The sequence below is a fragment of the Planktotalea frisia genome (assembly GCF_001890925.1).
GTDB classification, from domain to species: domain Bacteria; phylum Pseudomonadota; class Alphaproteobacteria; order Rhodobacterales; family Rhodobacteraceae; genus Planktotalea; species Planktotalea frisia.
In genome coordinates this window covers 21,273-33,856 of record NZ_MLCB01000085.1, presented here as the reverse complement: position 1 = coordinate 33,856, position 12,584 = coordinate 21,273, and the positions used below count along the sequence as shown (strand labels likewise).

Below are 12,584 nucleotides of genomic sequence, written 5' to 3'. Positions count from 1 at the left end.
TGTCAAACGCCAAACGGGCCAAGCGAGAGATTAGTGTACATGCCCCACATCGCCGTGACGAAAATCGAAATCATCCCAATGACTTGCACGAAAATACGGTGTCGGAACAAGCGTGTATAGAGCGCTTCACCCGAGGCGGCAGTGTCTTGGATAAGACGCGCGGTGTTGAGGCTGAGTAAACCCACGAAGGTCATCGGCAACATGAGCAAGAACAGCGCTTGTGCGAATTCGACCCAGTAAATAAAGCCGAGCAAACCAAGCCCTGTCAGCACAAAACACGTGATCCCTGCCAACCAAAGGCCCGACATTCGTCCGATATACAAAAGACGCGCCACGTTGATGCGCACCAGATCTTCCATGTCCCCAACCGCAGAGCCACCATCTCGGCGCGCGCGCAAAACCAGATCATAGGGCACGCCAAGCACATAATGCGACGCAGAGGACCACATCACAGCAAGCGCAATCCAAAACCAAAGGTTCGAGAACGAGCGCATATCAATGAGTTCAAAAAGAGCGTCTGTGAGTTCCAAAGCGAGTCTCGGATGGTAAGGGCAGTATCAAGCCCCCTATAGCGGGCCTTTTATGCAATTCCCAGCCTTGTTCTGAACCCGCGCGCGTGTCAGGTTCATCAAGAGACAAAGTTGCAAAGCAGGACCCTTATGACACCGACAGTCGCCCCCTTTCCCGCCGCCCGTTTTCGCCGTGCACGTCGCACCTCCGCTTTGCGTGCGTTGACCCAAGAAAACGCGCTCACGCCCGGCGATCTGATCTGGCCCATCTTTGTGCGAGACGGCAAAGGGATCGAAGAACCTGTTGGCTCTATGCCGGGCGTTATGCGCCGCTCTGTTGATAAGATTGCACAGGCCGCGAAACATGCACAAAGCCTTGGTATCCCAGCGATATGTCTGTTCCCCTACACCGATGACAGCCTCAAGACGGAGGATTGTGCAGAGGCGTGGAACCCCAATAACCTTAGCAATCAGGCGACCCGCGCGATCAAAGACGCGGCACCTGATATTGCAGTGATGACGGATGTGGCGCTCGATCCTTATAACATCAATGGCCACGATGGCTTTGTTGAGGATGATGTGATCGTCAATGACCGCACGGTTGACGCTTTGGTCAAAATGACACTCGCGCAGGCAGAGGCTGGTGCAGATATCATTGGCCCCTCAGACATGATGGATGGACGCATTGGCGCGATGCGCTCTGCTCTGGAATCTGAAGGGCATCAAAATGTGATGATCCTGAGCTATGCAGCGAAATACGCATCTGCTTATTACGGTCCTTTTCGCGATGCGGTTGGTGCGTCAGGTGCACTTAAAGGTGATAAGAAAACCTATCAAATGAACCCTGCCAATTCTGATGAAGCCATGCGCTTGATCCAGCGTGACCTACAAGAAGGTGCGGATATGGTAATGGTCAAGCCCGGCATGCCCTATCTCGATATCTGTCGCCGTGTGAAAGACGGCTTTGGTGTGCCGACTTACGCGTATCAAGTGAGCGGTGAGTACGCGATGATCGAAGCCGCTGCACAAAACGGCTGGATCGATGGAGAGCGCGTGATGATGGAGAGCCTGATGTGCTTTAAACGCGCAGGTTGTGACGGTGTTTTGAGCTATTTTGCGCCGCGCGTCGCTGAAATTCTGGCAAATGGGTAACAATTTGCGCTGATCTCCGCTGCTTTGCCTTTGAAAGCGATGACTTAAGCGCGCGTTTGGGGTATCTCTACACCAACGCCCGCCGTCAGAGCTGGGTTGATGAGGCAAAAAGCTGGTATTCCTATGACGACTTTCTCCCGTCGCGCATTTGCGCTTTCCGGTTTGGCTGGCGGCGCAGTCGCACTTAGCGGGTGTGATCGCATTAGCGGAACGACCGCCCCTGACCGCCTTGATGCGCGGGTTGATGCGACGCTTGCTGAAATGTTCGCCCAGTATGGCAAAACACGATCCATCGCCGCGCGATCTGCTGGTATGTTGGTGATGCCGCTTATTACCGAAGCCGGACTTGGCTTTGGTGGCGGTTTCGGGCGCGGTGCTTTGCGTGTTGGCGGTGTCTCTGTTGAGTATTACAATACGACCAAAGCAAACTGGGGCGTGCAAATCGGCGCTAACCAATATGCGCATGTTCTCTTCTTTATGACAGAAGATGCGCTGTTGAATTTCCGCACAGGCGATGGCTGGGAACTTGGCGCGGATGTGGAAGCGGCGATCTATGACGATGGCCAGACCTTCAGTACATCGACAACAACCAATTCAGCGCCTGTCATAAGCATCATTTTCGGCCAAGCCGGTTTGAAACTGGGTGTCACGATTGAGGGCACAAAATACTCTAAAATGGCCCCTCCTGAGCGCTTTTAAACGCGCCTCCCATTGCACCCCAGATCATGTTTCTGCTACAAACGAGCCAACTAAATATAGCGGCTCGATCAAAACGAGTGTGCGGTGACAGGACTGGAAAATTCACGTGAACGACACACCAGAAACCCCTGAAAACGAAGACGAAAATCAAAGACCAGTATCCGCGTATACGGGACCTTCGATTTCGATCACGGCGGAGATGAAAACCTCCTATCTTGATTATGCGATGTCCGTCATCGTTTCACGTGCGATTCCCGACCTGCGAGATGGCCTGAAACCTGTCCACCGCCGCATTCTTTACGCGATGCACGAAGCGGGCAACAATCACGAGAAAAGCTACCGCAAGTCCGCCCGTGCTGTAGGCGACGTGATGGGTAAATATCACCCGCACGGTGATTCCGCGATCTACGATGCACTCGTGCGTATGGCGCAAGATTTTTCTATGTCGCTGCCCTTGCTGGATGGTCAGGGCAACTTTGGCTCCATGGACGGCGATAACGCCGCTGCGATGCGTTATACCGAAGTGCGCATGGACAAGCCTGCTGCCTTCCTTTTGTCCGATATAGACAAAGAAACGGTCGATTTTCAGGACAACTACGACGGTAAAGACCGAGAACCGACAGTTCTTCCCGCGCGCTATCCGAATATGCTGGTCAATGGTGCTGGCGGTATTGCTGTTGGTATGGCCACGAATATCCCGCCGCATAACCTTGGTGAAGTGGTCACAGCGACCCTTGCTTTGATCGACAATCCAGATCTCACAACTGAGGAACTGATCGAATACGTACCCGGTCCTGACTTTCCGACAGGTGGCATTATGCTGGGTCGCAGCGGTGCACGCAAAGCCTATCTTGAAGGGCGTGGTTCAGTCGTTATTCGCGCCAAAACCCGCGTCGAAGAAATTCGCAAAGACCGCTATGCGATCATCGTTGATGAGATTCCCTATCAGGTGAACAAAGCCTCAATGATCGAAAAGATTGCCGAGCAGGTTCGCGAGAAAAAGATCGAAGGTGTAGCCCACGTTCAAGACGAAAGCGACCGAAATGGCGTGCGCGTCGTGGTCGAACTAAAACGCGATGCAACGCCTGAAGTTGTTCTCAACCAGCTCTTTCGTTTCACGCCAATGCAAACATACTTCGGTTGCAACATGCTTGCGCTGAACGGCGGACGTCCTGAGACCCTTACTTTGCGCCGCTTCTTGACGAGCTTTATCGATTTCCGAGAGGATGTTGTTGCACGTCGCACCGCATTTGAATTGCGCAAAGCGCGTGAGCGCAGCCATATCCTATGTGGTCTTGCCGTGGCTGTCACAAACGTCGATGAAGTCGTTGCAACGATCCGTGCCTCTGCTGATGCGGCCGAAGCGCGCGAAAAACTGATGACGCGTCGTTGGCCAGCCATGGCAATCGCCGAATACATCAACTTGATCGATGATCCGACCCACAAGATGAACGACGACGGCACCTATAACCTGTCCGAAACACAGGCTCGCGCAATCCTTGAATTGCGGCTTCAACGCTTGACCCAGCTTGGTGTCACTGAAGTCACCAATGAACTTAAAGAACTCGCTGCAAAGATCAGAGAATACTTGGAAATTCTTGGTTCGCGCGAACGGATCATGGAGATCATTCGCAACGAGTTGAAAGAAGTCCGTGAGAAATTCGCAGTGGATCGTCGCACCGAAATTGTCGACTGGTCCGGCGATATGGAAGACGAAGATCTGATCGAGCGCGAGGATATGGTCGTCACCATCACCTCAGGTGGCTACATCAAGCGCACGCCTCTGGTTGATTTTCGCGCGCAGCGTCGTGGTGGCAAGGGTGTCGCTGGGATGCAGACCAAAGATGAAGACGTCATTACCACGTTGTTCGTCGCCAACACGCACACGCAGCTATTGTTCTTCACGACGGATGGTATGAGCTACAAGCTCAAGACTTGGCGTCTGCCCCTTGGTGGTCGTACCGCAAAAGGCAAAGCAATTGTGAACATCTTGCCCATCCCACCAGGCGTGTCGATTGCGGCTATCATGCCAGTGGATCGTGACGAAAAAGAGTGGGATGATCTGCAAGTGGTCTTCGCCACCTCCGCAGGCACCGTGCGCCGTAACAAGCTGTCGGACTTCACCAACGTCATGCGTAACGGCAAAATCGCGATGAAATTCGAGGGTGAGCACGAGAACACCACCCTCATCGATGTACGCATCGCGAGCCACGATGATGATGTGATGCTTGTGACCAACTCTGGCCGCGCAATCCGCTTCCGTGCCACTGATGTGCGTGTGTTCAACTCGCGCGCGTCAACTGGAGTGCGCGGGATCAAACTACAAGGCAATGACACAGTCGTTTCGATGTCTGTCATTCGCCACTTTGAAGCGACCTCCGATGAGCGCGCTACCTATCTGAAAATGCGCCGCGCTATGGCGGGTCTTGCGGATGATGCGGAGCTGCCTGATGAGGAAGAAGGCGACGCGAACAGCCAGATCACGCAAGAGCGTTACGCAGAAATGTCCGCGATTGAGAACTTGATCCTGACCATCACCTCTGGTGGTGCGGGCAAACTGTCCTCGTCTCATGATTATCCGCTGCGTGGACGTGGTGGTATGGGCGTTACTGCGATGGACAAAGCAATGCGTGGCGGCGAAGTCGTTGCCAGCTTCCCGGTTGAGATGGACGATCAAATCATGCTCGCCACGTCCAAGGGCCAATCGATCCGCGTCCCAGTGGATGGCATTTCTTTCCGCTCACGCTCTGCGGGTGGCGTGAAAGTGTTCAACACAGGTAAGAACGAAAGCGTTGTGTCGGTCGCTTGGATCGCCGATCAAGGTGATGAAGAGCTTGGTGACGACGCCGCTGAAACCGAAACAGAATAAGGGGATGAACGATGAAGCAAGTACCTAAATCAACCACCGAAGATGCGCTTATTCAAGAATTTCTGAAAAAGGGTGGCGAGGTCAAGAAAGGTGTGACCAAGCCGATGAAGCCCGAGCTTGGGATTTCAAAGAACGTTTGGAACCAGACGCTGACAAAAGACGAAAAAGCAGCGCGCGACAAAAAGTAGTCTTACGATCGAATCTTTAGTATCGAAACCAAAAGTGAGCATGCTCAAGTCTCACTTTTGGTTGCTGCTGGAAGTGTCGTGCGCTGTCCGTCAAGAATTCATAAAATGTATTTTTACTTTGCCTTACAATCATCTTCAAAATCTTTGTGAAGCGCAAAATGCGCAATTTGGTTGAGTGAAGCAATAAAATAACAATCAATAGTTGTATTTTGACACGGTGATGTTACCCTACGAACAGAAGTGTATCTTAATACTCCAAAAGATATCCTTCGCGAGAATAGTCGCGCTTTGGAGGATATGGCATTTCAAAAGATAGTCGCGTTATCCATTTCAGACTGTTCCAAGTCATTGTTTGAACAAAACAAATGGTTAGCACGGTGTCTTTTTAACCCTATAAAAATGGGCTTTTGGAATGCAAAATTGGCAAGATCTAATATATTGCTTAGCGCTGGCTGAATATAAGACCATGAGCAAAGCCGCCAAGGCCCTTAGAACAAATGCAACAACGGTTTCTCGGCACATCAACAACTTAGCTGAAACCTATCAGAAGCCGATTTTCGTTAAGAACGGTCAGGAGTGGACCCCGACTGAATTTGGGCAGCAATTGGTCGAGATTGCAAAGAACACCAAGACGAACATCGACGAGATTGAGACCGATACATCTACAGTTCCGGCGGGCACGCTGAGAATCTACAGTGAAATGCGCTTAATGCAGGCATTTTTCACGCAAAACTGGCGTGCAGCGCTACGCGCGGTTCCGAATATAAACCTTCATATAAGTATAAACCCGTCATCTTTAGCTTTTGGCGAAGTTGATATGACTTTCACTTGCGAACCGCCGAACGAAGGTCGCTTAGTACGAAAAAAAGTGGCATCTACAGAATATGCTGTTTTTGCGAACAAAGCGTTTTTTCCAAACTTGGAAGGCTGGATCGAACTTATAGACCAACCTGGTCAGAAAATTGATCAAAGTTTTCTGAAAGACAACTTTGAGGCCCCTCCGAGGATCGCGTTGCAAGGATTAAATATGGCGCTCAAGGCCATTCAGGAACTTCCATATATGGTCATGTTGCCACGGTCATTAGCTAATCAATTTGACGATCTAGGTGAGGTACCAAATTCGCCTGTCTTTATCGATAGTGTATGGGCGTCTTGTCATGAGTCTCGTAGGAATGACCCAATAATTAGAAGCGTTTTCAATTGGCTGGAGACCATCAAGTAAGAACCATGCCATTTTTGCAGAACTACTTCTGCAAACTTTTCGCTACTAAAGTATAACATTCAACCATAAGTTTAAGATACAGCGAATGGAGGAGAAAAATAATGGATATTAATTCAATATATGCTACTTTTGCCTCGCGTTTTGTTGCAGGCCTACACTTAGCAGCCGTCGCCGGAGTGCTGTATTGTCACTTAGATATAGGCTTAGGTTTCTTTCCAACAATGATCTCGTTTTTGTTGGTGAGCTGCGCTATTTGGCTCGTGTTTTTGTCGCTCTACTTTGAGGGTTCCGACAACGTCTCAGACCCTCACGGAAAGCGTAGACAGTCACACTATATGAAGTAACCTATGCAATCCACTCAAGTGTTTTAGCAAGATTTGCTACCTTCCTATTTGACGATCCTTAAACCGATCCGCCCTCTCATATTTCCATTCTTTTTTGCTTTAAGCAGCGGGCGCATGGTGCGCCCGCATACTTTTGATCGCTCAAAACTTAGAGAACTTATCCTCCAAGTACATTAATAAACGTTCCTCGCTCGGATCAACACCACTACAAGCATGTGCTATCGTCGCGCGTGGCTCGCGCAGACCGCCATGGCGCTGCAACGCTTCATTGAGCCATTCTGTTGCAGAAGTTGGATCACCCTGCGCCAGCGCTTCATCCAGATTTGGCAAATCAGCACGCATCGCTTCGTTCAAGCACCCCGCATAGACATTGCCCAAGCTGTAGGTCGCGAAATAACCAAACAGACCAACGGACCAATGCACATCCTGCAACACGCCGTTTGAAGGTTTATCAACTTCAAAGTCGAAATCAGACGCGAAGCGATCGTTCCAAGCGGCTTCGAGATCATCAACTGCCAGATCACCCGAGATCAAGGCGCGCTCAAGATCGAAGCGCAAAAGCACATGAAGGTTGTATTGCACCTCATCCGCTTCGGTACGAATGAACCCTTGGCGCAGCTTGTTCACGGTGCGGTAGAACGCGTCCTCATCTGCAACACCAAAGTCCCCAAACGTGTCGCGCATCTGACCATAGAGCCAACCACAAAACGGCTTTGAGCGGCCCAACTGGTTTTCATAAATGCGGCTTTGGCTTTCGTGCACGCCCATGGACACACCATTGCCAAGCGGTGTGAGCAGATACTCCTTGCTAATCCCCTGCTCATAGCAGGCGTGGCCGACTTCATGGACAGTGGAGTAGAGACAATTGAACGGATCGCGTGGGCTCGTGCGCGTCGTGATGCGCACGTCTTGGCCGGAACCCGACGAGAACGGATGCACCGCCTTGTCCACGCGGCCATGGCTCATGTCATAGCCGAACGCTTTGGCGAGCTTGCGCGTCAGCTTCATTTGTTTGCCTTCGTCAAAATCGAAGTCGAGATCGGCAGGTTGCTCGGATGCCATCACTTCATCGCGCAATGTCGTCAATCGCGGCCGCAGCGCTGCGAACATCGCGCTTAGGCTTTCAGCGCTCGCACCCGGTTCATAATCTTGCAACATCGCATCATAGACGTCACCGCCTGCGGCGAGTGCTGCGCCCTCTTCCCGCTTCAATGCAACCACTTCTTTCAGAGTTGGCAGAAAAGCTGCGACATCCTCATCCGCACGTGCTTCTGCCCAAATACCTTGGCTCGCAGAGGTAAGTTTCGCCAATCGTTGTGCAAGATCCGCAGGAACTTTGGACGCGCGTTCATAAGAGCGTGTGATCAAACGCAGCTGCGCTTTGCCCACCTCATCAGGCGCATGCGCCTCGGACAACCAGTCACCAATGCGCGGATCGGTGCGGCGCGCGTGCAGCACACCTTCTAGTGCAGCCATCTCTTCAGCGCGTTGTGGTGCTGCACCGCGCGGCATCATTGTTTCTTGATCCCAGCCCAAGCGGCCCATGACCTGGCCCAACGCTTCGGTCTCTTTTTGAAAGGCCATTAAATCATCATATGCACTCATTATGCTGCTCCTCGCAGTGTGTCAGGGGTCGGATAGCCCGCATAAAAGCGTGCGCGTAGGATCAGCACCCAAAGCGCGACTGCGCCCAGCTGGTGAATAATAGCAATTTCAAGCGGTGCGCCGTAGAGCACAGTGAAGATCCCAAGGATCATTTGCAGTGTCATCATGCCAAGTACGACAGTGAACGCACCACGCGTCCCAGAGTTCGGCGAATGACGCGCCTGACGCCACAGCACGATACCAAATAGGAATAACCCATAGCCTGCCATTCGGTGCATGAACTGCACAAGACCTGCGTTTTCAAAGAAATTACGCCAGACAGGGTCCAGATCAAACGGATACGGCGGGATGAAACCGCCAGCCATCAGCGGCCAATCTGTATACGTGCGCCCCGCGTCGATGCCCGCGACCAATGCGCCGAGTAGGATTTGAATGAACGCAAATGCAGTCAGCCAAGTCGCAGCGGTATAAAGCCGTTGTTCACGGTGCCGACGACATTGCATCAATTGGCGCTCTTCGCATTTCAGCTCGAACACGAACCAAGCGATAAAGCCAAGGATCACAAAGGCCAAACCAAGATGCGTCGCCAATCGATAGGACGCCACATCGAGCATCGTTCCTGTTAGTCCAGAGGACACCATCCACCAGCCAACCGCGCCTTGGATACCACCCAGAACGCCGATACCAAGCAATCGCCCCGTCCAGCCGGTAGGGATATTGCGCGTCAAAAGGAAACCAAAGAAACCCAGCGCCCAGACGAGACCGATAACGCGGCCTAGCTGGCGGTGACCCCATTCCCACCAATAGATGAACTGGAATTCGGACATCGACATGCCCTGATTTTGCAATTTGTACTCTGGAATTTCACGGTATTTGTCGAACTCAAGCTGCCATGCGGCTTCTGTCATAGGCGGCATTGCACCTGTGACGGGCTTCCATTCGGTAATCGCCAATCCACTGTCAGTGAGACGCGTCAAACCGCCCACTAGAATCATCACAGCAACCAATGCAAACAGCAAGATCAACCAAAGCCGAATGCCGCGCCGCGCGCCGCGCTTGCCTGCATCAATCAAGCCCGTGACAGGAGCCGCTTTTTCTGCGGTGCCAACATCTTCGAAAATATTGCGTTTCGTGCTCATGGTCTGCCTCTTGAACCGTCAGATTATTTGATCAAAGGTTAGGCCGCGCGCCCTGCCCCTTCAAGGGTCGCTCAGGATTTGTTTAGCCTTTATCCTTCCAGCGCACCATTTGCCGCAGCACGCCATGCAACATCTGCACATCCGCGCGTGTCAATGGCATGCGCGACCACATGTTGCGCAGATTGACCTTCATGCTATCGACCTTTTCTGGCGGGTAGAAAAAGCCAGCCTCTTCGAGGCGATCCTCATAGTGTTTGGCCAATGCTTCGCTTTCGCCTTGTGACGCCCAAATTGTTTTGGCCATCTCAATCCGTTCATTCTCATAATTGCCCACTTGGCGCTGCCATTCATAGCCAATCAGCAGCACACATTGCGCCAGGTTAAGCGAGCCAAATTCAGGGTTAACAGGCACGTTGATCACTGCGTTCGCGCGCGCGATGTCATCATTTTCCATCCCCGCGCGTTCCGGGCCAAAGAGCACTGCGATTTTTTCACCATTCGCGATCTTTTCTGCTGCAAGTTTCATCGCCCCCTCAGGTGAAAACGCAGGTTTTGTCAAACCACGCTGGCGCGCCGTTGTAGCGAAAACGTAGGTGCAATCCTCAACCGCATCTGCGGTTGTCTCGAAGAGCTGTGCTTCATCCAGCAGCCGGCCTGCACCGCTGGCCATCGCATCGGCCTTGGGGTTCGGCCAACCATCACGCGGCGCAACAAGACGCATACGATCAAGCGAAAAGTTCCACATGGCGCGCGCCGCAGCACCGATATTTTCACCCATCTGTGGTCGAACAAGGACAAAACTGGGTTGTGGATAATCAGTTGGCATGAACGGCTCCGATGCGTGGGTTTGGATGCTGATATGCGAGGGATGTATTGGTTTCAAGCGTTGCTGCGAACGACCAGCTCGACGGGTGATCCAATAAGCGCTTAAGCAAAGTGGTCAAATGCGTTTGGGCAAGTTATAGGGTGCCAAACACTTATAGAAGAAGCGCTCGCCATGTCCGACACAGCCCAAGACCTCGAACAGCCCCAGCTTTATTTAATCACGCCACCGGAATTTGATCTGGACGTATTTCCCGCGCTGCTGGGCGAAGTCTTGGACAATGTCGATATCGCGTGCGTACGTTTGGCGCTGGCCACACAAGACGAAGACAAAATTTGTCGCGCAGCTGACGCTCTGTGCGGAATTACGCAGGCGCGTGATGTGGCTTTGGTTCTTGATGAGCATATTTTGCTGGTCGAAAAGCTCGGGCTTGATGGTGTGCATTTGAGCGATGGCGCGCGGCGGGTGGCCAAGACACGCAAAATGCTTGGCGATGATGCCATTGTCGGCGCCTTTTGCGGCACCTCACGCCATGACGGAATGAACGCTGGTGAAGCTGGTGCAGACTATGTCAGTTTCGGACCAATCGGTGCCAACACGCTTGGCGACGGCGAACGTGTAGAGCATGACTTATTTCAGTGGTGGTCCGATGTGATCGAAGTGCCCATTGTTGCGGAGGGCGCGCTTGATGCAGCCGCTTTAGCGGCATTTGCGGCTGTGACCGATTTCTTTGCGCTTGGTGAAGAAATATGGACCCACGCATCCCCTGTTGAGGCAGCAAAAGCAATTCAAGCGAAACTGTCCAGCTAGATATCTTCGACCTTCATAGCGCGCGCGGCTGCAAGCCCCAGCGCGTAGCTGATATCGGAGTACATGCTGTCAAACCCCTCAAAGAGCGCGGCATTCATCGCCGCACCTTCGGCGGTTTTGCTTAATTCGGTGTAGAGTTCCAAATCGCCCGGCGCCAACGGCGAATACGCCATGATCAAAAAACCGTAGAGCCAATCGCGCGTATCTGCGCGCGTTTCTTGCTCTTGCTCCCAAACATCCGCGAGAATTTGCTCTTCGCTCAGCTCAAACGCGCCGCCATCCACAAGACCGCGATAAAATTGCATGTTGGAATTCATCGCCCCAACCACGTTTGCCTCGAGTAAATCCCCAGCTTTGACAAAGTCATCGACCAAAACAAAAGCATCGTCACCCGCGCGCTCATACGCCCGTGCTTGCTCTTTGGCGTGTTCTTCAATCGCGTCGTCCATCATCGCTTCGCGCGCAGAAAGCTCTAGCGTGACGATGGTCTTTCCCATCGGTGCATCGAAAAATGCCTGCAATGGTGCGATATCAACATCTTGAAGCGCATTGGCAAAACCCCGACGCACGGACGTTTGCATGGCCTCTGTGCTGTAGATCCGAGAGACAACCGCACCCCAGTTTTCGGAATACCCACCGGGCAACATTTCCTCTGCCAGCTCCACCGCATAGCTCTGCCCTTCCTCGCGCATCAAATCGATCATGCGCTCCATTCCCAAACTCGCAAGAAGCCGATCTGTCGCTTCACTTGCAAAAGACGTGAGTGGTAAAAAAGCAATGCAAAGACTTGCGACAGCAGTGCGGATCAAGGTCATAAAAGGCTCTCGAATAAGGGTTACGTTTTCCACACTAAGGATGCTTTGCGCCATTGCCAATGCGCGCCCTGCACAAGCTTGCGTGAGACGATGATATTGGCGCAATTCCTCAAAAAGCAGTTGCGCCCTCACCTTCCAGATATTATCGCACCTCCAAGCCAAACCTGCGGAGCGATGCCGGAGTGGTCGAACGGGACGGTTTCGAAAACCGTTGAGCCTCTAAAGGGTTCCCAGGGTTCGAATCCCTGTCGCTCCGCCAGAAATTTCCTTAGCTCAAGCAATATACCATTCTATAGCGACATCGCCCGCGTCAAACATTAGGAGACGGTTGGTGAGATTGATATTAACCTCTTCGTTAATCAATGTGCCTTCCGTAGCCTGCTAAATGTTCGGTTTGTATTTCACCCCC

At 52.3% G+C, this 12,584-nt stretch carries 11 protein-coding genes and 1 tRNA gene; 7 read left to right on the top strand and 5 right to left on the bottom strand.

Annotated elements, in window-relative coordinates; translation table 11 throughout:
* Positions 1 to 2 precede the first annotated feature (2 nt).
* The gene (locus PFRI_RS04910; RefSeq protein WP_072629642.1) at positions 3 to 494 is read right to left on the bottom strand and encodes a component of SufBCD complex; all 492 of its coding nucleotides are present in this window, start codon (positions 492 to 494) and stop codon (positions 3 to 5) included.
* A 165-nt stretch (positions 495 to 659) separates the two neighbouring features.
* Between PFRI_RS04910 and hemB the strand changes: the two genes are divergently transcribed.
* From hemB to PFRI_RS04890, 5 genes are all read left to right on the top strand, one after another.
* Entirely contained in the window at positions 660 to 1,661 is a 1,002-nt protein-coding gene (hemB, locus tag PFRI_RS04905; protein WP_072629621.1) for a porphobilinogen synthase, read from the top strand.
* A 123-nt stretch (positions 1,662 to 1,784) separates the two neighbouring features.
* Positions 1,785 to 2,360, top strand: coding sequence for a lipid-binding SYLF domain-containing protein (locus PFRI_RS04900; protein ID WP_072629620.1), 576 nt, complete (start codon positions 1,785 to 1,787; stop codon positions 2,358 to 2,360).
* 106 nt (positions 2,361 to 2,466) lie between these two features.
* The gene (gene gyrA / locus PFRI_RS04895) at positions 2,467 to 5,229 is read left to right on the top strand and encodes a DNA gyrase subunit A (protein WP_072629619.1); all 2,763 of its coding nucleotides are present in this window, start codon (positions 2,467 to 2,469) and stop codon (positions 5,227 to 5,229) included.
* 11 nt (positions 5,230 to 5,240) lie between these two features.
* Entirely contained in the window at positions 5,241 to 5,417 is a 177-nt protein-coding gene (locus PFRI_RS21280; RefSeq protein ID WP_170124843.1) for a hypothetical protein, read from the top strand.
* 412 nt (positions 5,418 to 5,829) lie between these two features.
* A complete protein-coding gene (locus tag PFRI_RS04890; RefSeq protein ID WP_072629618.1) occupies positions 5,830 to 6,639 on the top strand; it encodes a LysR family transcriptional regulator in 810 nt (269 codons plus the stop codon).
* 485 nt (positions 6,640 to 7,124) lie between these two features.
* On the opposite strand, the gene PFRI_RS04880 is transcribed toward PFRI_RS04890, so the two are convergent.
* From PFRI_RS04880 to PFRI_RS04870, 3 genes are all read right to left on the bottom strand, one after another.
* On the bottom strand, positions 7,125 to 8,588 hold the full coding sequence (locus PFRI_RS04880) for a carboxypeptidase M32 (protein WP_072629616.1): 1,464 nt from the start codon (positions 8,586 to 8,588) through the stop codon (positions 7,125 to 7,127).
* On the bottom strand, positions 8,588 to 9,727 hold the full coding sequence (gene ctaA / locus PFRI_RS04875) for a heme A synthase (protein WP_072629615.1): 1,140 nt from the start codon (positions 9,725 to 9,727) through the stop codon (positions 8,588 to 8,590). Before ctaA ends, PFRI_RS04880 begins: the two co-directional genes overlap by 1 nt.
* A gap of 82 nt (positions 9,728 to 9,809) precedes the next feature.
* Complete coding sequence (locus tag PFRI_RS04870) at positions 9,810 to 10,553, bottom strand: RNA methyltransferase (RefSeq protein ID WP_072629614.1); 744 nt, start codon at positions 10,551 to 10,553, stop codon at positions 9,810 to 9,812.
* 171 nt (positions 10,554 to 10,724) lie between these two features.
* Between PFRI_RS04870 and PFRI_RS04865 the strand changes: the two genes are divergently transcribed.
* The gene (locus tag PFRI_RS04865; protein ID WP_072629613.1) at positions 10,725 to 11,360 is read left to right on the top strand and encodes a thiamine phosphate synthase; all 636 of its coding nucleotides are present in this window, start codon (positions 10,725 to 10,727) and stop codon (positions 11,358 to 11,360) included.
* Here the strand turns inward: PFRI_RS04865 and PFRI_RS04860 are convergent.
* Entirely contained in the window at positions 11,357 to 12,175 is an 819-nt protein-coding gene (locus PFRI_RS04860) for a DUF2059 domain-containing protein (protein ID WP_072629641.1), read from the bottom strand. The genes PFRI_RS04865 and PFRI_RS04860 overlap by 4 nt on opposite strands.
* Positions 12,176 to 12,343: 168 nt before the next feature.
* Between PFRI_RS04860 and PFRI_RS04855 the strand changes: the two genes are divergently transcribed.
* A tRNA-Ser gene (locus PFRI_RS04855) sits at positions 12,344 to 12,434 on the top strand.
* The last annotated feature ends 150 nt before the right edge of the window (positions 12,435 to 12,584 follow it).